General features: G+C 58.4%; 21 protein-coding genes. 13 read left to right on the top strand and 8 right to left on the bottom strand.

What is annotated here, in order from left to right:
• Positions 1-84: 84 nt before the first annotated feature.
• Complete coding sequence (trxC, locus tag G5193_RS20500) at positions 85-519, bottom strand: thioredoxin TrxC (RefSeq protein WP_216978913.1); 435 nt, start codon at positions 517-519, stop codon at positions 85-87.
• 167 nt (positions 520-686) lie between these two features.
• Here trxC and G5193_RS20495 point away from each other — a divergent pair, with 167 nt between their 5' ends.
• The 4 genes from G5193_RS20495 to G5193_RS20480 all read left to right on the top strand — a co-directional run bounded on the left by G5193_RS20495 (position 687) and on the right by G5193_RS20480 (position 7,783).
• Complete coding sequence (locus G5193_RS20495) at positions 687-3,491, top strand: response regulator (protein WP_421207163.1); 2,805 nt, start codon at positions 687-689, stop codon at positions 3,489-3,491.
• Positions 3,492-3,657: 166 nt separating this feature from the next.
• Positions 3,658-5,394: an ABC transporter transmembrane domain-containing protein gene (locus G5193_RS20490; protein ID WP_421207161.1), complete on the top strand. Its 1,737-nt coding sequence runs from the start codon at positions 3,658-3,660 to the stop codon at positions 5,392-5,394.
• Positions 5,391-7,142, top strand: a complete 1,752-nt coding sequence (locus G5193_RS20485; RefSeq protein ID WP_421207159.1) for an ABC transporter transmembrane domain-containing protein — start codon at positions 5,391-5,393, stop codon at positions 7,140-7,142. The genes G5193_RS20490 and G5193_RS20485 overlap by 4 nt, the downstream gene beginning before the upstream one ends.
• Positions 7,143-7,309: 167 nt before the next feature.
• Positions 7,310-7,783 (top strand): DUF4442 domain-containing protein, encoded by a 474-nt coding sequence (locus G5193_RS20480; RefSeq protein ID WP_019446113.1) that lies wholly within the window; start codon positions 7,310-7,312, stop codon positions 7,781-7,783.
• Between the two features lie 33 nt (positions 7,784-7,816).
• Here the strand turns inward: G5193_RS20480 and ybcJ are convergent, their stop codons facing one another.
• Positions 7,817-8,050, bottom strand: coding sequence for a ribosome-associated protein YbcJ (gene ybcJ, locus G5193_RS20475; protein ID WP_005361116.1), 234 nt, complete (start codon positions 8,048-8,050; stop codon positions 7,817-7,819).
• A 260-nt stretch (positions 8,051-8,310) separates the two neighbouring features.
• Here ybcJ and G5193_RS20470 point away from each other — a divergent pair, with 260 nt between their 5' ends.
• From G5193_RS20470 to pdxY, 3 genes are all read left to right on the top strand, one after another.
• On the top strand, positions 8,311-8,874 hold the full coding sequence (locus tag G5193_RS20470) for a VC2662 family protein (protein WP_337072884.1): 564 nt from the start codon (positions 8,311-8,313) through the stop codon (positions 8,872-8,874).
• Positions 8,875-8,958: 84 nt separating this feature from the next.
• Complete coding sequence (locus G5193_RS20465) at positions 8,959-9,735, top strand: DUF429 domain-containing protein (RefSeq protein WP_227342698.1); 777 nt, start codon at positions 8,959-8,961, stop codon at positions 9,733-9,735.
• 172 nt (positions 9,736-9,907) lie between these two features.
• Positions 9,908-10,771, top strand: a complete 864-nt coding sequence (gene pdxY / locus G5193_RS20460) for a pyridoxal kinase PdxY (protein ID WP_421207157.1) — start codon at positions 9,908-9,910, stop codon at positions 10,769-10,771.
• Positions 10,772-10,879: 108 nt separating this feature from the next.
• Here pdxY and G5193_RS20455 read toward each other — a convergent pair whose 3' ends face one another.
• From G5193_RS20455 to G5193_RS20445, 3 genes are all read right to left on the bottom strand, one after another.
• Positions 10,880-11,998, bottom strand: coding sequence for a glycerol dehydrogenase (locus G5193_RS20455; protein ID WP_421207155.1), 1,119 nt, complete (start codon positions 11,996-11,998; stop codon positions 10,880-10,882).
• A 298-nt stretch (positions 11,999-12,296) separates the two neighbouring features.
• On the bottom strand, positions 12,297-12,803 hold the full coding sequence (locus G5193_RS20450; protein WP_421207153.1) for a GNAT family N-acetyltransferase: 507 nt from the start codon (positions 12,801-12,803) through the stop codon (positions 12,297-12,299).
• A gap of 86 nt (positions 12,804-12,889) precedes the next feature.
• Positions 12,890-13,282 (bottom strand): NUDIX hydrolase, encoded by a 393-nt coding sequence (locus G5193_RS20445; protein ID WP_278173568.1) that lies wholly within the window; start codon positions 13,280-13,282, stop codon positions 12,890-12,892.
• A 337-nt stretch (positions 13,283-13,619) separates the two neighbouring features.
• Between G5193_RS20445 and G5193_RS20440 the strand changes: the two genes are divergently transcribed.
• Together G5193_RS20440 and G5193_RS20435 are read left to right on the top strand one after the other, a co-directional pair.
• Entirely contained in the window at positions 13,620-14,465 is an 846-nt protein-coding gene (locus G5193_RS20440) for a DUF5718 family protein (protein WP_421207151.1), read from the top strand.
• Positions 14,466-14,523: 58 nt separating this feature from the next.
• Positions 14,524-14,964 (top strand): acetyltransferase, encoded by a 441-nt coding sequence (locus tag G5193_RS20435; protein WP_421207149.1) that lies wholly within the window; start codon positions 14,524-14,526, stop codon positions 14,962-14,964.
• A gap of 62 nt (positions 14,965-15,026) precedes the next feature.
• On the opposite strand, the gene G5193_RS20430 is transcribed toward G5193_RS20435, so the two are convergent.
• From G5193_RS20430 to G5193_RS20420, 3 genes are all read right to left on the bottom strand, one after another.
• On the bottom strand, positions 15,027-15,347 hold the full coding sequence (locus tag G5193_RS20430; RefSeq protein ID WP_421207147.1) for a DUF4377 domain-containing protein: 321 nt from the start codon (positions 15,345-15,347) through the stop codon (positions 15,027-15,029).
• Positions 15,348-15,439: 92 nt separating this feature from the next.
• Positions 15,440-16,726: a citrate synthase gene (locus G5193_RS20425; RefSeq protein WP_421207145.1), complete on the bottom strand. Its 1,287-nt coding sequence runs from the start codon at positions 16,724-16,726 to the stop codon at positions 15,440-15,442.
• A gap of 189 nt (positions 16,727-16,915) precedes the next feature.
• Entirely contained in the window at positions 16,916-17,104 is a 189-nt protein-coding gene (locus tag G5193_RS20420; RefSeq protein WP_216953465.1) for a hypothetical protein, read from the bottom strand.
• Between the two features lie 64 nt (positions 17,105-17,168).
• On the opposite strand from G5193_RS20420, the gene sdhC reads away from it, so the two are divergent.
• From sdhC to G5193_RS20400, 4 genes are read left to right on the top strand one after another with little or no spacing between them, the layout of a single operon-like run.
• A complete protein-coding gene (gene sdhC, locus G5193_RS20415; RefSeq protein ID WP_005346101.1) occupies positions 17,169-17,546 on the top strand; it encodes a succinate dehydrogenase cytochrome b556 subunit in 378 nt (125 codons plus the stop codon).
• Entirely contained in the window at positions 17,540-17,884 is a 345-nt protein-coding gene (gene sdhD, locus G5193_RS20410; RefSeq protein ID WP_216953466.1) for a succinate dehydrogenase, hydrophobic membrane anchor protein, read from the top strand. Before sdhC ends, sdhD begins: the two co-directional genes overlap by 7 nt.
• Position 17,885: 1 nt before the next feature.
• On the top strand, positions 17,886-19,652 hold the full coding sequence (sdhA, locus tag G5193_RS20405; protein WP_013723668.1) for a succinate dehydrogenase flavoprotein subunit: 1,767 nt from the start codon (positions 17,886-17,888) through the stop codon (positions 19,650-19,652).
• A gap of 16 nt (positions 19,653-19,668) precedes the next feature.
• The gene (locus G5193_RS20400) at positions 19,669-20,385 is read left to right on the top strand and encodes a succinate dehydrogenase iron-sulfur subunit (protein ID WP_421207143.1); all 717 of its coding nucleotides are present in this window, start codon (positions 19,669-19,671) and stop codon (positions 20,383-20,385) included.
• Positions 20,386-20,409 lie beyond the last annotated feature (24 nt).

The raw sequence follows: 20,409 nt of genomic DNA, 5'->3' as shown, positions 1-20,409 counted from the left end.
ATATTGAAAATCAGTCTCTACTCACACACTCATTGATAAAAATGAGGAAATAAATACATAAATCAAACATTGCTGAAACATAAGTTAAACATCCATGAACTGTTCCAGCCACTGCTTGAACATGTTCTTGGGCAGGGATCCATTTATCTGGTTCACCACTTTACCCTGTTTGAAGACCATCAGGGTGGGAATGCTGCGAATGGCGTAACGGGCGGCAATGGTGCTCTGCTGCTCGGTATCGACTTTGACAAAGCGCATCCGTGGTTCGAGTTCATGGGCAACATCATGAAATACTGGAGCAAACTGCTGGCAAGGGCCGCACCAGCTGGCCCAAAAATCGACAACGACCGGAATATCGGAGTTGATCAGGGTATCGAAGTTATCCGCCTTCCCGAGGCAAGGGGTTTGGCTGAACAGGGACGCCTTGCAGTGCCCACATTTGGCGGAGTGGGTTACATGGGTGGAGGGCAGGCGGTTTCTTGTAAAGCAGTGGCTACAATAAGTAGTGATAAATGACATAATAGTCTCCTTGAAGATCGGTTCTGGTGGCTGTGATGAAAATAGTGCCAGAGTTAAAATAGTGAAATAACGTTAACACAGCGCTCGGCTGGGATGGACACTTCCACTCCGAGCTCTGCTCAAGCCGGACAATTCAGCGGCCATTATAAGTAGAGAGTCAAAACGGGATGAATAAAGGATCACGGAAGAGCCCTGTGGTACTGCTGCTTGTTGCTGCCTTGTTGCTCGGCTTCTCGGTTCTTTGCTGGCAACTGCTTAGTCAACAGCAGCGTGCATACAGCCTGAATCAGGCAGCGGAGGCAGTGCTGAACCGGATCAACACCGACAGTGTTTACCTGCTTGGTCGTGAGAGTGCCAATGATAGCAATGTTCAGCAACGGCTCGTCCAGTTATCCGGTATCCTCGATAGCTTTGTTCACAGGGTTCGTAGTGATGCTGAGGTTGAGCAAACGCCTCTTTCACAGAGGTTGCTGCAGGATTTGGATCTCTACCAGATGGAGCTGGCCAGACTGTACAGCATGGAAAAGGCGGTGGAATATATCGTGCAACCCTTTCAGCATCAGCTTGAGAAGGTACGCGCTATCACGCCGGCAGAGAGCCTCTTGCATCGTGATCTCAATGAGTTGGCCCAACTCAGCCATTTTTTGCAACACAGCGCCGATAACCAGTATCAGCAACAGCTGAGCTTGTTGCAGCGTGCTCTTGCTTCCCATTACGGCTCGCAACCCGAGGTGATCACCTTGGTTAACCTGAGCAAGGATTTGAGTCGTCAGGTGATGGCTTATCATACCCTGCGCCATCGTCTCATCGATATGCAGGTGAGCGATAACCTGGTGCGCTGGAAGATGGATAAGCTGGAGCGGGCTTCATCATTGCTGAACCGCTTCTATTTAATGGTGCTTGGCGGTGCCTTGATCAGTTTTGTGCTGGTGGCCTATACCCTATGGCGTCGTAATCAGAAGTTGAGCGAGTTGTCCCGTCAGACGGCCTTGCTGGCACAGGCCAAAAGCGATTTTCTGGCCAATATGAGCCACGAGATCCGCACCCCCATGAATGCCATCATCGGTTTCAGCTCACTGGCACTGCAGACAGAGCTGGATCAGCAACAACGGGACTATCTGGGCAAGATAAAGTCTTCATCAGATACCTTGCTGCTGCTTATCAACGACATTCTCGATCTGACCAAGGTGGAGTCCGGCAAGCTGACGTTGGAGGAGATCGACTTCGATCTCAGCGAGCAGCTCGACTCGCTGGCGGGCATGTTTGCCGATCTGGCGGAGCGCAAACATGTGGAGGTGATCATTCGCAAATCGCCGGAGGTGCCTGTCTTCTTGCGTGGGGATCCTCTGCGGCTGGGGCAGGTTCTGGTCAATCTGGTGAACAATGCCATCAAATTCACCGAACGTGGTGAGGTCGAAGTCTCCATCGATCTGGCCAACTCCCATCCAATGCGGATCCGCTTCAGTGTGCGCGATACCGGCATCGGCATTGCCGAAGAGAAGCAGACCCAACTGTTTCAGGCGTTTACCCAGCTGGAGGCGGGCAATACCCGCAAATATGGCGGCTCGGGTCTTGGGCTCAATATTTCCCAGCGGCTGGTGGAGCTGATGGGGGGGCGGATCACCGTAGAGAGCAAGCCTGGCGTCGGCTCTCTGTTCAAGTTCGATATCCCGATGGCGCAGGCGGTCTACGGTGTGGCTGGACGGAAAGTTTTCTTCGAAAACCAGCCGCTGGTGATGGTGATGGATGACAACGAACTGGTGCTGGATCTGGCTCGGGACATCCTGACTCGGGCGGGTGTGCGAGTGCTGCCGGTTAACTCCCTTTCCCGCGCCCGTCAGCTGCTCCGTGAAGAGGGACCGAATCTGCGGTTGGCGATCCTCGACTGGCGCATGGGTCAGGAGGATGGGCTCGATCTGGCGCTGGAGATGTATCAGCACAGCCAGTGGCGGCGGATCCCCATCCTGATGATCAGTGCCTGGGCCAGAGAGGGGCTGCACGCCAGGATGGACAGCATGGGGCTGACCCATTTTCTGCCCAAACCGATGACCGAAAATGCCCTGCTGGCCAAGGTGGACGAACTGCTCAACGGGAGCTCCTACGAGCTCAACCTGCGCAAGGCAGAGGCACAGGGGGATCAGCAACACTTCAAATCCCTGTTGCAGGGTACCCGAGTGCTGTTGGCGGAAGATAACCGGGTCAATCAGCAGCTCATCATCGAGTATCTGCGGCGCGTCGATGCGGTGGTGTGTGTGGTCAGCAATGGTCGGGAGGCGGTGGAGCGGGTCGCCGAGCAGCCTTTTGACGTGATCCTGATGGACCTGCAGATGCCGGTGCTGGACGGACTCGATGCCACCCGCCAGATCCGCAAGATGGTCGACAAACACGATGTGCCCATCATTGCCCTCACCGCCAGTGCAATGCCCGGTGACAAGGAACGTTGTCTGGGGGTGGGGATGAATGGCTATGTCACCAAGCCGGTGAGCAAGCTGGATCTCTACAACAACCTGCTGCAGTGGGTAAAGCCGCAAGGGGTGGAGCAGGCGGGGATCATGGAGGTGAAACCGCCGGATATGATGGGGATCCTCGATCTGCAGGATGCCCTCAAGCGGCTGGAGCAGGACAAGGAGGCGTTGCAGATCCTTTTCAAGCTGTTCATGTCGGAGCACAAGGACGATCTGTGGGAGATCCGCTCCGCCCTGCGCCGTCAGCAGCCCGAGGTGGCCAGCAAGCTGCTGCACACCCTCAAGGGGGTGTCTGCCAATATCTCGGCGGCCCGTCTGCAATTGGTGGCTAGCGAGCTGGAGTGGCGCCTGCGGCAAAACGAGGTGCTGAGCGAGACGGATCTGGAGCAGTTGCAACAGGTGTTCAGCCAGACCCGGGAAGAGGTGTCACACTTCCTGTTGACCGGTGAGCAGCATGAAAATTCGTATAATCCCTATTCATCAGGGGATGATCGCATGTCACAGTGAATTAAATAGTAATTATTCTCAACCATCCCGGTTCGGGATATGATGAGCTTTCGTTCGAATCGCCTCCAGCCGGAGGCGATTGTTTTCATTGTTCTATTTCTGCGTGGCTTCTCTGATGGCCGCTCCTTGGAGCGGTCACGGGCAGAGAGCGCTAAAGGTTGGTGGTGTGAGCGTATTTCTACGATTGAGCTGGTTTTTCAAGGAGCAGTGGCCCCGTTATCTGGCTGCCATCTCCCTGCTACTGATGGTAGCCCTGTTGACCGTTATTCCACCCAAAGTGGTGGGCTGGGTGGTGGATGGCATCACCAGGGGCGGTCTCGACAATGGTACCCTGATGCGCTATCTGGCGGGGCTGTTTGGTCTGGGTGTGCTGATTTATCTGCTGCGCTACGTCTGGCGGGTGATGCTGTTTGGTGCCTCTTACCGTCTGGCCTATGTGTTGCGCAATCGCCTGTTCAGCCATTTCACCCGGATGAGCCCAGATTTTTATCAGCGCCACCGTACCGGCGATCTGATGGCCCATGCCACCAATGACATTCAGGCTGTGGAGATGACCGCTGGCGAAGGGGTGCTGACTCTGGTGGACTCCATCATGGTCGGGGTATTGGTGCTCTCCATCATGTGCAGCCAGTACTCTTGGCAGTTGACGCTGGTCTCCTTGCTGCCGCTGCCGGTGATGGCCTATTTCATGAACCGCTTCGGCACCCAGATCTACACTCAGTTCAAGGCGGCGCAAGGGGCCTTCTCCAAGCTCAACAACAAGACCCAGGAGGCCCTTTCCGGCGTGCGGGTGTTGAAATCCTATGCGGTTGAATCGCTGGAAGATGAAGGCTTTGCCGAGCTGACCAAACAGGCGGGGGAGCGCAATATGGCGGTGGCCCGCATCGATGCCAAGTTCGATCCGGTCATCTATCTCTGTATCGGTTGCTCCTACTTCCTCGCGGTGGCGGGGGGTAGTGTGCTGGTGCTGCGCGATGAGTTGACCCTGGGTGAGCTCACCAGTTTCACCATGTACCTCGGCCAGCTGATCTGGCCGATGTTTGCCATCGCCTGGCTGTTCAACATCATCGAGCGGGGCAGCGCCGCCTACTCCCGTATCGAAAGCCTGCTGGGGGAGCGCAGCGATATCGAAGAGCCCGCCCAGCCGGCCGCGTTTACCTCTGCCTTTCCTTTGCAGATCAAAGGGGTGAGCTATCAACTTGAGCAGCGCACCCTGCTTGCGGATATCGACGTTACCCTCAAGCGAGGGGGGATGCTCGGGGTGGTGGGGCGCACCGGGGCAGGCAAGAGCTCCCTGCTCAAGCTGTTGATGCGCCTTGCCAATCCGACTCACGGTTCGATTGTCATGGGTGGCGTTCCGATTGACCAGTTGCCGCTCGCCACACTGCGCAGCCAGTTTGCCTATGTACCGCAGGAGCCATTCCTGTTTTCCACCACCATCGCTGCCAATATTGCCCTCGGCAAACCCGATGCGAGCCGCGAGGAGGTCGAACGGGTGGCACGCATTGCCTGTGTCCACGATGATATCGTGCGTTTCCCCAAGGGTTATGAGACCGAGGTCGGGGAGAAAGGGGTGACCCTCTCCGGCGGCCAGAAACAGCGGCTGGCCATTGCCCGCGCCCTGCTGCTGGATGCACCCATTCTGGTGCTCGATGATGCGCTCTCGGCGGTGGATGCCCACACCGAGCAGCAAATTCTGCATTCCCTCAAGGCCCATCGTCGCACCCTGATCCTGGTCAGCCATCGCATGACGGCGGTGGAGCAGGCCGACGAGATCCTGGTGCTGGAGCAGGGGGCCGTCAGCGAGCGGGGTCATCACGGTGCCCTGATGGCGCACAATGGTTGGTATGCAGATATGGTGCGTTATCAGCGACTCGAAGAAGCGGTGGAGGAGAGCCTGTGAATCCGACCATTAAAAGACTGCTCGCCTACTGCGCCCGCTATCCTCGCTGGCTGATCCAGGCGGGGATTTGCCTGCTGCTTGCCACCGGCGCCGAAGTGGCCGGGCCGCTGCTGATCAAGCTTTTTATCGATGACTATCTGGCGCCACGCAATATCGTGCTGCCCACCATTGCTTTGATTGCAGCGGGCTATCTGGGTTTGCAGGTGCTTTCGGCGGCGGGTTTCTATTTGCAATCCCTGCGCTTCAATCGCATCGCTCAGGCGGTGGTGCAAACTTTGCGCGAGCAGGTATTTGCTACCGCCATCCGCTTGCCGGCCCGCTACTTTGACAAGCATCGATCCGGCTCGCTGATTTCCCGCATCACCAACGACACCGAAGCGATCATGAACCTCTATGTGCAGGTGATCGGCTTGCTGGTGCAAAAAGTGGTGCTGTTGTGCGGCATCCTCATCTCCATGGCGCTGCTGGATCTGCGGCTGATGCTGGTCTGCTCCCTGTTGCTGCCCGCAGTGGGCGGGGTGATGTGGCTCTACCAGAAACTGAGCGTGCCAGTGGTGCGAGCGACCCGCAGTCTGCTCTCCGACATCAACAGCCGCCTCAACGAGTCGCTGCAGGGGATGCCGGTTATTCAGGCGATGGTGCAGGAGCGCCACTTTGCCAACGCCTTTGCCGAGGTGAACCAGCAACACTGGTCGGCACGGATCAAGAGCCTCAAGATCAACGGCATTTTGCTGCGTCCGCTCATCGATCTCTTCTACATGATGGTGCTGATTGGCCTGTTGGCGCTGTTTGCCCATGAGGGGGGGAGCTACGCGGGAGCTATTCAGGTAGGGGTGCTCTACGCCTTTATCAGCTATCTGGGCCGGATGATCGAGCCGCTCATCGAGATGACCAACCAGCTTAACCAGTTGCAGCAGGCGATGGTGGCGGGGGAGCGGGTCTTTGCCCTGCTCGATGAAACCCGCGAAAGCACCGAGGGCGAGATGATCCCGCTGGAAGGGCGGGTCAGTTTCGAGCGGGTGAGCTTCTCCTACGATGGTGAGCAGCAGGTGCTGCGGGAGGTCAGTTTTGCCGCAAAACCGGGCCAGATGCTGGCGCTGGTGGGCCATACCGGCAGCGGCAAGTCCACCATTATCAGCTTGTTGATGGGCTTCTATCCGCTGGATCAGGGGCAGATCCGCTTCGATGATCACGCACTGGATACCCTGTCGCTGGCGGCGGTGCGCCGCAGCATCGGGCTGGTGCAGCAAGATCCCTTTATCTTCGTCGGCACCCTGGCGGAGAACCTGCGTCTCGGCCGCGCCGGAATAGACGAAGCGCGGCTCTGGCAGGCGTTGAGCGAGGTGCAGCTGGCCGAGTTTGTGCGCAGCCTGCCACAGGGGATCAACACCCTGATGGAGGAGGGGGGCAAGAACCTCTCCGCCGGCCAGCGGCAACTGCTCTCCTTTGCCCGGGCGCTGGTGGGGGATCCGCGTATCCTCATTCTGGATGAAGCGACGGCCAGCGTGGACTCCCAGACCGAGTTGGCGCTGTCGCAGGCGATCTCTGCCGCCCGTCGTGGCCGCACCACCATCGCCATCGCCCACCGCCTCTCGACCATCGTCGATGCGGACGAGATCCTGCTGCTCTCCCGCGGTCAGGTGAGCGAGCGGGGTAGCCACAGCGAGCTGATGGCCCTCGGCGGTCACTATGCCCAGCTGTTCGAGATGCAGAGTCAGGGGGCCTGGCTCGAAGAGAAGCGCGCCTGATCGGCACATTTGCTGTAACAGCGACATGAACGAAAAGAGGGAACCGGTGCGGTTTCCTCTGTTTTTTTGGGTTGGGCAAAAGGTCGTAAGCGTGATCCCTGTACTTGTCGAATGGCGCAGATGCAGGCAACATGTTGTTTACATTAACTCATCGGATCAGTTCGCATATGGATTTGCAACGCTTCAAAGCCAATCTGGCGCTTCGGCTGTTTGCCTGGCGCTACATTCCCGTCATCGGGTTTTGTGCCCCGATCATCGAAGAGATGAACGCCAAGGCGCTGCGCATTCGCATTCCCCTTGGCTGGCGTACCCGCAACCACCTGGGCAGCATGTATTTTGGCGCGCTGGCGACCGGCGCCGATCTGGTAGGTGGTCTACTGGTGATGGAGAAGGGGCGGCAGCGGCGCAAGAAGGTGCACTTCGCCTTCAAGGATGTGCAGGGGGAGTTTTTGAAACGACCGGAGGGGGATGTGCAGTTCGACTGCGCAGCGGGGGAGGAGATTGACGCCATGATCGACGAATCGCTGGCAAGCGGTCAGCGCATCAATCGCCCCATCCAGGTGGTAGCCACCTGTCCGTCATTGAACGGGGATGAGGCGATGGCGCGTTTTGTGCTGACCCTGTCGATCAAGGCCAGCTAGCGGGTTGCCGGAGAGTGGCTCCCCGAAACGGGTTTAGCCAATCTCCGGGCTGACGCCCTCTTTCACCACGACCTTCATGCCGTTGAAGTTGACCACCTGTTCGGCCACGATCTTGCAGCGCTTGCGGGTCTCCACCTGACCGTCCACCTCGACCAGCCCTTCGGCAACGAGGGCTTTGGCGGCGCCGCCACAATCGGCCCACCCCTGATGTTTGATAAGGTCACACAAGGCAACGAAGGGGTGACCTTCGAGCAGAAACGTCTCCATGGGAAATCCTCTAGATGGATGAATGCCGGATACAGCAGGGCGACTATTTTAGGCAGTTCGCTCAGGCAAAGAAAGGAAGAGGGGCCACTCGCTGCGAAAAAGTGGCCGATTGTCCTTGAGGTGGCGCTTTCGCAAGACCTGATGGAGAGGTGAGAGGGCCACCCGTGACGTATCGTGACGCACCTCGTCCCTGCTGGTGTGCCCACACTAGCCCCTGACTGTTAGGATCGGGTCACTCTCAATGGCCCAAGGAACTTCCCATGACACTCTCCCGCCTGCTGCTGGCATGCAGCGCCCTGACCCTGTGCGGTGCCGCGCAGGCCAGTACTCCGGTGCAGGTCTCGCTGCCCGGGGTCAATTTGCCCGCGTCCCATCAGGTGGAAGGGGCGCGCGCCTCGCTGCTCTACGGTCGGACCGGTCAGGTGAAGGGTATTGATCTGCCGATCTTCGCCCTCTCCGATGTGGATCAGTTCAGCGGCCTGCAGCTCGGGATCTTTCTCGGTGCCGGTAGGGTGCGCCACCAGTTTGGCGGAGTTGCCATCAACGCCATCAACTGGCACGAAGGGCAGGATACCGGCGTCAATCTGGGGCTGGTCAACCTGACCAATAATGTGCAGGGGCTTAACTGGGGGGCGGTCAATATCGCCAAGGGCAATGCGCTGGCCAACGTCGGCTTCGTCAACTATGCCGAGCGTACCACCTTCCAGATTGGCTTTATCAATGCAACCAAGCACCTCGATGGCTTGCAGATCGGGCTGGCCAACTATGCCGCCAACGGCGTGTTCCCCATTCTGCCGCTGGTGAACTTCCAGAAATCGTTCTGACCAAGGCAGTTCGCTTTGCGTTAAAGGCATCTGCTGATTACCCTGTGCCTCTTGCAACTTGTGACAGGCGAACAGAGGTAATTGATGACGGCAGGGCAAATGAGTGCAATCGGGATCGGCTGGGATGTGCGTGGCTGGCAGGGCAGCGCCCAGGCGGTGGCCGTGGTGGGCTGGCAGGCCGACTCCAACCGCCTGCACTGGCTTGGGGTGTCGCCGCTGTTTCGTCTAAGCTCGCGGGTGGCGCCGGATCTGGCCGCTCTGCTGCGTCCGGCCCTGCAAAACGAGCTGACCCTGATGCAGGTAGAAGCCTGCCCGCAACTGGCGCTCGGTATCGATGCGCCACTCGCTTTTCCCCGTGCCTTGCGGGATCTGCTAAATGGCCAGCCACATAGCTGCGCAGCTCCCGAGCGTGAGATAGACAACCCCTACGCCTATCGCGACTGCGAGCGCTGGCTGTATCAGCAGTACGGCAAGAAGCCGCTGTCGGCCACCTTCGACCGGCTTGGCAACAATGCCACCCTGGCGCTCTCCATGCTGCCGCGACTCTCGGATCTGCAACTGGTGCCGACCGTTGCCCCGAAGGCCAGTCGCGCCGTGCTGGAGGTCTATCCGGCATTGGCCAAAGTGGGCGGCAAGGCCTCTCCGGCACGGCCCGATCTGGCGGCCTTGCTGCCCGCGGGCGTGCTGGCAGGCACCGATCGCTACGATGCGGCGCTCTGCGCCCTGATGGCGCTGCAATATGCCGCTGGTGGCAAGGTGACTGTGTTGCCTGAGCTGATTTCGCCACCCAGTGACATGCCGTGTGATGAGGGATGGGTCTATCACTTTGCCCGTCATGGCGTTGAGTACAACGGGATGTGACGGACGGACGCGGCGCATCATGGCTCCGCTCACCTTGTTGATGTGGGCCAAATGGCGTAAAAAACCTGTCTTTAGTCAGGAAATTGCCTGTTCATCCCGCGCCAAGGTGGCGCATCGTTATCTTCATCCGATATATTGCCCACCTTGCTGATCCTTTGCTGTGGTATTCCCGATGAAATCCGTTCTCTCTATTCAGTCCCACGTGGTCTTTGGTTGTGCCGGCAACAGCGCGGCCGTCTTCCCCATGCGCCGCCTTGGTATGGATGTATGGCCCATCAACACGGTGCAGTTTTCCAACCACACCCAATATGCCCAGGGGTGGCAGGGGATGGCGATGCCGGCGGGTCATATCAGTGCGCTGGTGAAAGGATTGGGCAATATCGAGGTGTTGAGCCAGTGTGACGCCGTGCTGAGTGGCTACCTTGGCTCCGCCGAGCAGGGGGACGAGATCCTGACCGTGGTCAACGCTGTCAAGGCGGCCAACCCCGATGCCATCTACTTCTGCGACCCTGTGATGGGTCACCCGGAGAAGGGGTGTATCGTCGCTCCTGGCGTCACCCGTTTCCTGACCGAGCAGGCGTTGCCGGTGGCCGACATGATGGCCCCCAACCTGCTGGAGCTGGAGACCCTCTGCGATACCCATCTGGCTGATCTGGATCAGACCCGCGCGGCTGCCCATCAGCTGCTGGCTCGCGGCGTCAAGCTGGTGCTGGTCAAGCATCTCGGTCATGCGGCGCAGGACTCCAGCCGCTTCGAGATGCTGCTGGCGACCCCGCAAGGGGATTACCTGATTGCCCGTCCGCTCTATGACTTTGCCCGCCAGCCGGTGGGGGTTGGCGATCTTATCAGCGCCCTGATGCTGGCGAATTTGCTTGCTGGTCACGATGCGGTCAGCGCGTTCGAACGCACCAACGCCTCGGTGGATGCGGTGCTGCAGGAGACCTGGCGCCAGCAGGCTTACGAGCTGCAACTCATCGCCGCGCAAGATGCCTTCGCCCTGCCAGAGGTTGAAGTGCGAGCGGTGAAACTCCCCTGAGTCAACGCGGACTTTCGTCTATCCCGACAAGGGGGGGGGGATGCAGATGAAAAAGGCTTGCCAATGGGCAAGCCTTTTTACTGTTTGCTTATTTAGTGCGGCAAGCAATCAGATGCGGGGATGGCGGAGGCGATAACGCTCAGCCATGGCATTGGCCGCTACCATGGCGGCGTAGACATCCTGTTCACTCACTGTCATCGGCATGTTGCCCATGGTATCGAGGGGATCGCAGGCCAGCTGCGCCACCTTGCGCCACTCGCTTTCATCAAAGTGGGTGAGCCCCAGCTCTTGCAGCGTCATGGGCAGACCTGCACAGTCGATGATGCGAAACACCTCATCAAGTTCGTGTTGCGGGGCGCGCTCAAGCACGAGTTGGGTCAGCAGGCCGAAGACTACCTTCTCGCCATGCTGGGCACGATGGAGCTCCGGGATCAGTGACATGCCGTTGTTGACGGCATGAGCAGCGGCCAGTCCACCGGCTTCTGCGCCGACCCCGCTGAGGTAGATGGTGGCCTCGATAACCTGCTCAAGCGCCGGGGTCGGGACATGGTGGCGTATCGCATCCATGGCCAGCTCGATGTTCTCACCAAGCAGCTCGTAACAGAGCTTTGCCAGACCAAGGCCAGTGCGTGAAGGGCGCTTGCCGACCAGATTGAGCCCGTCCGCCCGATAGCAGGCGCGCGCCTCGAAATAGGTGGCCAGGGCATCGCCAACGCCTGCGGAAAAGAAGCGGGGAGGGGCGGCGGCAATGATGGCCGTGTCAGCCAGCACCACGTCCGGATTTTGCGGCAGGAACAGATAGCGCTCAAATTCCCCCGTCTGGTTGTAGATCACCGCCAGCGCCGTGCAGGGGGCATCCGTGGAGGCAATCGTCGGGAACAGCACAACCGGACGGCGCAGATAGAAGGCCACGGCCTTGGAGACATCAAGCGTCTTGCCGCCGCCGATCCCGACAATCACGTTCGCACCATATTGCTCTGCAAGGTGGGTCAGGCGGTGGATCTCCTGTTCGGTGCATTCATAGCGAAACTTGTCGACCACTCCCCTGAGACCTGCCTGCAGGAGCCCCGCCAAAGCTTCTTCCCGTACCCGCTCCAGAATGAACTCATCGCTGATGAGCAACGCATAGTCACCAAAATCTTTAACGTGCTCATGGAGTTGCGGGAGAAGGTGCTGACCGATGATGAACTTTTTGGGGGAGGTAACTGTACGGGGCAAAGTGGGCATCCATTATTCCTCAAGGCAGTGAATAACATAAAATTGATTATCAAATGGGTCTCTTGCAATACGCCTGATGAGGCAATAGATGAAGAAGAAATGGGGGGCGTTTTAATCATTAATTAATCTTTCTATTTGTTTGGCTGTATTTTGGGGCGAGTGATTGGCGGTGTTGAGGCATGCAGGCGCAATGGCTCTATCGTGGCAATCCGTCGCAAGCCATATTGCTGCAACAAACAGTCACGCGGGCAACAAGCAGGGCCGCTTGGTGCGGCCCTGCTGTATTTGGATAAGGGATAGGGGATGGTCAGAGCGGTTTATAGAAGATGACGGTTGCAGCAAGAGTGCCATCTGCGTTGCGCGCAAAGCTCGGGATCTGGCCCGCCTCCAGATAGCCGAGTTGACGATAGAGGTGGGAGGCCACATCACCGGCGCGAGTATCCAGCACCAGCAGCGAACGGTCCGCGGCATGGGCGCCTTGTTCCAAGGCCTGCATCAGCGCACGACCGGCACCTTTGCCTCTCGCCGTTTGCAGTACCATCAGTTTTTCCACTTCGGCCCGGTGGCGACCGTTGGCCTTGCCACAGAGCGCGAGCTGAACCGCTCCCACAATCTGTTGTTGCTCAATGGCAAGCCACAGATTTCGGTGACCTGCCGCTAGATCCGCTTCAACTCCTTGCCAGTAGCGGGTAGATTCCTCCGTGGTCAGCTGCGGTAAAAAACCGACCGAGGCGCCGCTATCGACACAATCTTGCAGCAGGGTGATGAGCGCGCTTTGGTAGGTCGCTGCGCTCTTAACTTCCACAATGTCCATCTGGCATCCTTGTCGTTGCTATGTGGCTGATTGCCACCGTTGGTTCATATGAGGTGGATATGTATGCTCGCCGCGAGTACGGCTTGTCAGCGGATCAGCCCCTGCTCAACCAGCCAGGTAAACAGCAGACGGGAGACGGGGGAGAGCTCATCGAGGTGAGAGCTGTCGAGCCAGCGCAGCTCGGCAATTTCTGCCGAGGCGATCGGGGTGCCGCTCGCTTCGCCGGTGTAGCAGCGCAGTCGCACCTCGACACCTGCCGGTTTGCCATCGGCCTGAGCGCTGAACTCGCAGGCAAAGCGCAGGGTATCGGGCTGCAGGGTGACAGCCAGCTCCTCCTCAATCTCGCGGATCAGCGCCGCCTCGTCGCTCTCGCCCGGCTCGCGTTTGCCGCCCGGGATGTAATAGATGTCCTTGCCGTGGGAGCGGGCGCAGAGCAGCTGCTGATCTTTAAAGGTGAGCCAGGCTAGTTTGTCGATCATCCGTTTTCTCTCCAGTGGGGTTGCCGTGATGAGCAGTGGCGCACTCAAGCGCACAGTTGTTTTGCATGCCGGCAGCCTAACAAAGATGAAGTTGAGTCCCAAGGAGAAAGAGGGGAGATGCCGGAAACGCACTGTTTCCAGCGCGGTCACCGCGTAGCCGAATGAGTGCGCAATGGCTGGTTCGCCACGCCTTCTCGTCCCTAAAAAAGCGCACTGGCGCACATCCCCACAGGGCCGGACTGGGCGAAGGCGGGGCCCTTGTGGTTTAATCTTGCCACTTTAGCGGTAGTGGGTGACGGGCCTGCTACCTTGCGTGGGCAAGATGCAGGTGAGCAAGATGCAGATAGCAGCAGAGAGCAAGTTTATCGGACTAGGGGTCGCGGGCAATTTCGCCGGTCATCTGGAGCAGGCGGGCGAAGCATCGGACTTCGTAGCGGTAGTCGTGCGCGACACCACGGCGCCCAAGGCGCTGTTTCCCTTCTTTGTGCCTGGCCATCCGGGTCAGCTCGGGGTATTCCCGTTGAGCGACAAGGCGATCTTCCTGCCGGAAGCGGCGGTCAGCGGTGACGAGAAGGTGCAGATCGAGCCGGAAGTAGCCCTCTGGTGCGAGCTGGAGTATGCCGGCAAGCAGGTGGTGGCGATCCATCCCCGCGCCTTTGGTGCCTATAACGACTGTTCCATCCGCCGTCCCAACGCCAAGAAGATCAGCGAGAAGAAGAACTGGGGCGAAGAGAGCAAGGGGTTGGCGGCCAAGCTGCTGCCGCTTTCCGGTTTTGCCGCCGGTTGCGAGCTCGATGACTCTCGTATCGCCTGCTATCTGGAGCGCGATGGCGAGCTGCACGCCTACGGGGTAGACAGCGCCGCCATCGACTACAGCTACTTCCACGGCAAACTGCTCGACTGGGCCATCGACAAGTTCAACCATCAGCAGGATGAAGGGCCGGCGGAGCACATTCAGGGGCTGCTGGCACAGGCGGGACATCCTCCCCATGCGCTCATCAGTATCGGTGCCACTCGCTATACCCCGTTTGGCGAGACCCACTTCCTCAAACCGGGCGACACTTCCTGCGTGGTGGTCTATCCGGGCAGCCGTTATAGCGAAGCGGATATTCGCGAAGCGATCCGTAGCCGCCACTTTGGCGCTGATATGTCGGTGCTGCTGCAGACGGTGCAGGCGCGCTAATCAGGTTGGCTCGCGGGGAGGCCACAGCCATCCTGCTGGCTGCAACAAAGAGTCATTGATGAAGATTGATACTGCAACGCGGGCCGATTATCCGGCCCTGATCGAGCTGTGGGAGGCCTCGGTGCGGGCGACCCACCACTTTCTGCAGGAGGCCGAGATCCTCGCGCTTAAACCGCTTATTCTGGAGCACTACCTCGATGCGGTGACACTGCACTATGCCCGTACAGAAGAGGGGAACGTTGCGGGTTTTAGCGGAGTGCACGAGGGCAAGCTGGAGATGCTGTTTGTGGCTCCCGAGGCGCGCGGTAGTGGCGTGGGGCGTTTGCTGGTGGCGCATGCCATCGAACAGGGCGGCGCGACGCTGGTTGACGTCAACGAGCAGAATGAGCAGGCGGTGGGCTTCTACCACAAGATGGGGTTCGCCGTGACGGGCCGCTCGCCGCTGGATGGCCAGGGTAAACCCTATCCCTTGCTCCATATGGCGTTGTTGCCGCGATAGTCACTCAAGTGTGATAACAAACGGGGGATGGCCTGCGCCATCCCCCGTTTTTGATCCTGCCGTTACTTGCTGGCGACCTTGCTGACCACCTTGATTAGCTGGTAGCGCAAGGAAGGGGCATCCGCTGGCACGTTGGTGAGCTGCTCCTTGCTGACAGTGAGCTGGTAGCGATAGCCAAGCTCGAACTGGAAACCTTCAATATTCTGGTAGAACAGCGTCCAGGGCTGCTGCTCATCACTGCGAACTTGCATGCACTGCATCGGGCCAACCCCGACGCAATCGACCAACTGGCTGTTGATATAGAGGGTCTCCCCCTGTGACGAGGCGGGGGTGCTCTGGCAGGCGGTCAGCAGCAAGGCTGCACTGATAAACAGTGGTTTCATAATGGACTCCTTAACGCGAAAGGGGGCATTAGAGCGGCAAACAAAAAGGCGGTCAATGACCGCCTTTGTAACAAACCATATCAGCGCAGTGGTTAGCGCTGCTCGAGTGGAGTGAACTCGCGCAGCGGGTGGCCCACGTAGAGCTGGCGCGGGCGGCCGATCTTGCTATCCGGATCGGAGTGGAACTCGTTCCAGTGGGCAATCCAGCCGATGGTACGGGAGATGGCGAAGATCACGGTGAACATGTTCATCGGGATACCGATCGCCTTCATGATGATACCGGAGTAGAAGTCCACGTTCGGGTAGAGTTTCTTCTCGATGAAGTAGGGGTCGGAGAGCGCGATGCGCTCCAGCTCCATGGCCACGTCCAGCAGCGGATCCTTGATCTGCAGCTCGGTCAGTACTTCGTGGCAGGTTTCGCGCATCACGGTGGCACGAGGGTCATGGTTCTTGTAGACACGGTGACCGAAGCCCATCAGACGGAACGGATCGTTCTTGTCCTTGGCCTTGGCGATGTACTCGGGGATGCGATCCACCGAGCCTACTTCCTCCAGCATGCGCAGGCAGGCTTCGTTGGCACCACCATGGGCCGGACCCCACAGGGAGGCGATACCTGCGGCGATACAGGCAAACGGGTTGGCACCGGAGGAGCCAGCCAGACGGACGGTTGAGGTAGAGGCATTCTGCTCGTGATCCGCATGGAGGGTAAAGATGCGGTCCATGGCGCGTTCGACCACCGGATTGACCTTGTACTCCTCGGTCGGTACCGCAAACATCATATGCAGGAAGTTGCCTGCATAGGAGAGGGCGTTGCGCGGATGCATGAACGGCTGGCCGATGGAGTACTTGTAACACATGGCCGCCAGGGTCGGCATCTTGGAGATGAGGCGGAAGGCGCAGATCTCGCGGTGCTGTTCGTTGTTGATGTCCAGGGCGTCGTGATAGAAGGCAGAGAGTGCGCCCACCACACCACACATGATGGCCATGGGGTGGGAATCACGACGGAAGCCGCGGAAGAAGAAGGCAATCTGCTCGTGCACCATGGTATGGCGGGTCACGGTACGCTGGAAATCGGCAAACTGTGCCTTGGTGGGCGCCTCGCCGTAGAGCAGGATATAGCAGACTTCGAGGTAGTTGGACTCTTTGGCCAACTGGGCGATGGGGTAGCCACGGTGCAGCAAGACACCCTGATCCCCGTCAATGTAGGTGATGGCAGATTTGCAAGAACCGGTCGCCATAAAGCCCGGGTCAAAGGTGAAATACCCTTGCCCACCCAGCTTTCTAACATCGACAACATCCGGTCCAACGGTTCCAGAGAGGATCGGCAGTTCAACCGGATCTTTCCCGGGCAGGTGTAGGGTGGCTATCTTATCAGCCATAGCACGTCTCCTTTGCTCTTTATAATTTGGTTCCAGTCCTACTCTATTACGACTTTTATGACGCTGGCAAAGGTTGTTACCCATACCGAGGTGGCTGGAGCGCCCTATTTGAAACAGAGTTCCCTATCAATGTCAATTTTGCTGGGGCGGCATTAAAGGCATTAACGGAATGTTAAATTAAATATGCGATCAAGTTTGCGGTTTTGTGTTTTCTTTGTAGCTGTTTGATTGTCTTCGGTTAAGGCCGTCGATATACTGCGCCACGTGGGTCATGGCTGCTGGTGTTTGAAACGCTTTGGCAAAGCCTGATGTGAAACCAAAAATTCGCGTTTTGGCTTTTTCAGAGTGTTTTGGTAACAAATAGCCAACAATCACCATCCCGTGCCCTCAAGTGTGAGTTAAAACAATAACTAACGTGCTCAATAGAGCTGAGTGGGCAAGCGTGAAAAACAAACAGAGACCGGTCAACCTCGACCTACAAACGATCAGCTTTCCTGTCACTGCCATCGCCTCCATCCTGCACCGTGTTTCAGGGGTTATTACCTTTGTTGCACTGGGCATCTTGCTGTGGATGCTTGGCACTTCACTCGCCTCTCCCGAAGGATTTGAGACCGTGGTGTCCATCATGGACAACTTCCTGGTCAAATTCGTATTGTGGGGGATCCTGACTGCGCTGGCTTACCACATTGTGGGCGGTTTGCGTCATCTGGTCATGGACATGGGCTATTGGGAAGAGCTGGAATCCGGTAATCAGAGTGCCCGTGTGGCCTTCGTGATCACCGCGATCCTGGCTGTATTGGCGGGAGTGCTTGTATGGTAACCAATTCTGCAACTTTCGGGCGCAGCGGCGTTCACGATTACATCCTGATCCGCGCCACCGCCCTCATCATGACCTGCTATGTCCTCTATCTGGTGAGTTTTGTCGCGTTCAACGACATCACCTACGAGGTGTGGACAGGTTTCTTCGCCAATACCTTCACCAAGGTATTCACCCTGTTGGCCCTGCTCTGCGTACTGATCCATGCCTGGATCGGTCTGTGGCAGGTGTTGACCGACTATATCAAGCCGGTAGGGCTGCGCGGGGCGCTGCAATTTGCCCTGGTCGTGGTGCTGTTTGTCTATCTGATGACGGGTTTCGTCGTGCTGTGGGGTGTGTAAGGTGACTATTCCAACTCGTGAATTTGATGCTGTGGTGATTGGTGCCGGTGGTGCCGGTATGCGCGCCGCGCTGCAGATTGCCCAGTCCGGCAAGAGCTGCGCTCTGTTGTCCAAGGTTTTTCCAACCCGTTCTCACACTGTTTCCGCTCAGGGCGGGATCACGGTTGCGCTGGGCAATGCCCACGACGACAACTGGCAGTGGCACATGTATGACACGGTAAAAGGTTCCGATTACATCGGTGATCAGGAAGCCATTGAATACATGTGCAAAACCGGCCCCGAAGCCATCTATGAGCTGGAGAACATGGGCTTGCCCTTCTCCCGTTTCGATAACGGGTCTGTCTACCAGCGTCCGTTTGGTGGTCAGTCCAAGAATTTCGGTGGCGAGCAGGCTGCTCGTACCGCAGCGGCCGCCGACCGTACCGGTCACGCCCTGCTGCACACCCTCTATCAGCAGAACGTCAAGAACAAGACCACCGTCTTCTCCGAGTGGTATGCGCTGGATCTGGTGAAAAACCAGGATGGCCATGTGGTGGGTTGTACTGCCATCGATATGGAGAGCGGTGAAGTGGTCTACTTCAAGGCCAAGGCCACCGTGCTGGCCACTGGCGGCGCCGGTCGTATCTACCAGTCCACCACCAACGCCCACATTAACACAGGTGACGGTGTCGGTATGGCGCTGCGTGCCGGCGTCGGCGTGCAGGATATGGAAATGTGGCAGTTCCACCCGACCGGCATCGCCGGGGCAGGGGTGCTGGTAACCGAAGGCTGCCGTGGTGAAGGCGGCTATCTGCTCAATAAAGATGGCGAGCGCTTCATGGAGCGTTACGCCCCGAACGCCAAGGACTTGGCCGGCCGCGACGTGGTGGCCCGCTCCATCATGATCGAGATCCGTGAAGGCCGTGGCTGCGACGGTCCCTGGGGCCCGCACATCAAGCTCAAGCTGGATCACCTCGGCAAAGAGGTGCTGGAATCCCGTCTGCCGGGGATCTGCGAGCTCTCTCGCACCTTCGCCCACGTGGATCCGGTCAAAGAGCCGATCCCGATCATCCCGACCTGCCACTACATGATGGGTGGCGTGCCGACCAACGTGAATGGCCAGTGCCTGACCCAGGACAAGAACGGCAACGATGTGCCGGTGGTCGGTCTGTTTGCGGTGGGCGAGATTGCCTGCGTCTCGGTGCACGGCGCCAACCGTCTGGGTGGCAACTCCCTGCTGGATCTGGTGGTGTTCGGCCGCGCGGCCGGCATGCATCTGGTCAACACTCTGGGCGAGATGGAACATGGTCGCGATGCCTCTGAGTCGGATCTGGATGCCGCACTGGCCCGCTTCAACCGCTGGGAAAATTGCCGTGACGGGGAAGACCCGGTGCAGATCCGCAAAGACCTGCAGCGCTGCATGCAGAACAACTTCTCCGTGTTCCGCGAAGGGGCTGCGATGGCAGAGGGGCTGGCCGAGCTCAAGGTTATCCGCGAGCGCCTCAAGTCAGCCCGTCTGGATGACACCTCCAAAGAGTTCAACACCCAGCGCATCGAGTGCCTGGAGCTGGACAACCTGATGGAGACGGCGTTTGCCACGGCGGTTGCCGCCAACTTCCGTACCGAGAGTCGCGGTGCTCACTGCCGCTTCGACTTCCCGGATCGCGACGATGAGAACTGGCTGTGCCACAGCCTCTATCATCCGGACACCGAGTCCATGACCCGTCGTGCTGTCAACATGTCACCCAAGACCCGTGAGGCGTTCCCGCCCAAGGTTCGGACTTACTGATTGCGGAGCCAGCCCTATGAACGTCACATTCTCTGTCTACAGATACAATCCGGATGTTGATAACGTCCCCCATATGAAGGATTATCATCTTGATATTCCTGAAGGTTCCGACATGATGGTGCTCGATGCACTGATCCAGTTGAAAGAGCTGGATCCCACGCTTGCCTTCCGCCGCTCCTGCCGCGAAGGGGTCTGTGGATCAGACGGTCTCAACATGAATGGCAAGAACGGTCTTGCCTGTATCACCCCGCTCTCCGACCTGCTGAAGAAGGGCAATAACGTCGTTATCCGCCCCTTGCCCGGCCTGCCGGTGATCCGTGATCTGGTGATCGACATGACCCAGTTCTACGCCCAGTGGGAGAAGGTCAAACCCTTCCTCATCAATGATGACAAGTTGCCGCCGGTGCGTGAGCACCTGCAATCCCCCGAAGAGCGCGCCAAGCTTGACGGCCTGTACGAGTGCATTCTCTGTGCCTGCTGCTCCACTTCGTGCCCCTCCTTCTGGTGGAATCCCGACAAGTTCATCGGTCCGGCCGGGCTGCTCGCCGCCTACCGCTGGCTGGCTGACAGCCGCGACACCGCGACCACCGAACGACTGGGGAATCTGGACGACGCATTCAGCGTGTTCCGCTGTCATGGCATCATGAACTGCGTGAACGTCTGTCCGAAAGGCTTGAACCCGACCAAGGCGATTGGTCAGATCAAGTCGATGTTGCTCAATCGGGCTGTTTAGTATCAGGGCCGGCCACGTGCTGGC

The sequence above is a fragment of the Aeromonas sp. 601027 genome, from assembly GCF_049174455.1.
GTDB classification, from domain to species: Bacteria; Pseudomonadota; Gammaproteobacteria; order Enterobacterales; family Aeromonadaceae; genus Aeromonas; species Aeromonas veronii_A.
Note: the sequence above shows the minus strand (reverse complement) of the source record. Positions and strands in the feature narration are given on the sequence as shown.

Excerpts from the sequence above, each read along its gene's own strand:
- trxC (WP_216978913.1), bottom strand. The coding sequence starts at position 519 with ATGTCATTTATCACTACTTATTGTAGCCACTGCTTTACAAGAAACCGC.
- G5193_RS20495 (WP_421207163.1), top strand. The coding sequence starts at position 687 with ATGAATAAAGGATCACGGAAGAGCCCTGTGGTACTGCTGCTTGTTGCT.
- G5193_RS20480 (WP_019446113.1), top strand. The coding sequence starts at position 7,310 with ATGGATTTGCAACGCTTCAAAGCCAATCTGGCGCTTCGGCTGTTTGCC.
- ybcJ (WP_005361116.1), bottom strand. The coding sequence starts at position 8,050 with ATGGAGACGTTTCTGCTCGAAGGTCACCCCTTCGTTGCCTTGTGTGAC.
- G5193_RS20470 (WP_337072884.1), top strand. The coding sequence starts at position 8,311 with ATGACACTCTCCCGCCTGCTGCTGGCATGCAGCGCCCTGACCCTGTGC.
- G5193_RS20465 (WP_227342698.1), top strand. The coding sequence starts at position 8,959 with ATGACGGCAGGGCAAATGAGTGCAATCGGGATCGGCTGGGATGTGCGT.
- pdxY (WP_421207157.1), top strand. The coding sequence starts at position 9,908 with ATGAAATCCGTTCTCTCTATTCAGTCCCACGTGGTCTTTGGTTGTGCC.
- G5193_RS20455 (WP_421207155.1), bottom strand. The coding sequence starts at position 11,998 with ATGCCCACTTTGCCCCGTACAGTTACCTCCCCCAAAAAGTTCATCATC.
- G5193_RS20450 (WP_421207153.1), bottom strand. The coding sequence starts at position 12,803 with ATGGACATTGTGGAAGTTAAGAGCGCAGCGACCTACCAAAGCGCGCTC.
- G5193_RS20445 (WP_278173568.1), bottom strand. The coding sequence starts at position 13,282 with ATGATCGACAAACTAGCCTGGCTCACCTTTAAAGATCAGCAGCTGCTC.
- G5193_RS20440 (WP_421207151.1), top strand. The coding sequence starts at position 13,620 with ATGCAGATAGCAGCAGAGAGCAAGTTTATCGGACTAGGGGTCGCGGGC.
- G5193_RS20435 (WP_421207149.1), top strand. The coding sequence starts at position 14,524 with ATGAAGATTGATACTGCAACGCGGGCCGATTATCCGGCCCTGATCGAG.
- G5193_RS20430 (WP_421207147.1), bottom strand. The coding sequence starts at position 15,347 with ATGAAACCACTGTTTATCAGTGCAGCCTTGCTGCTGACCGCCTGCCAG.
- G5193_RS20425 (WP_421207145.1), bottom strand. The coding sequence starts at position 16,726 with ATGGCTGATAAGATAGCCACCCTACACCTGCCCGGGAAAGATCCGGTT.
- G5193_RS20420 (WP_216953465.1), bottom strand. The coding sequence starts at position 17,104 with ATGGTGATTGTTGGCTATTTGTTACCAAAACACTCTGAAAAAGCCAAA.
- sdhD (WP_216953466.1), top strand. The coding sequence starts at position 17,540 with ATGGTAACCAATTCTGCAACTTTCGGGCGCAGCGGCGTTCACGATTAC.
- G5193_RS20400 (WP_421207143.1), top strand. The coding sequence starts at position 19,669 with ATGAACGTCACATTCTCTGTCTACAGATACAATCCGGATGTTGATAAC.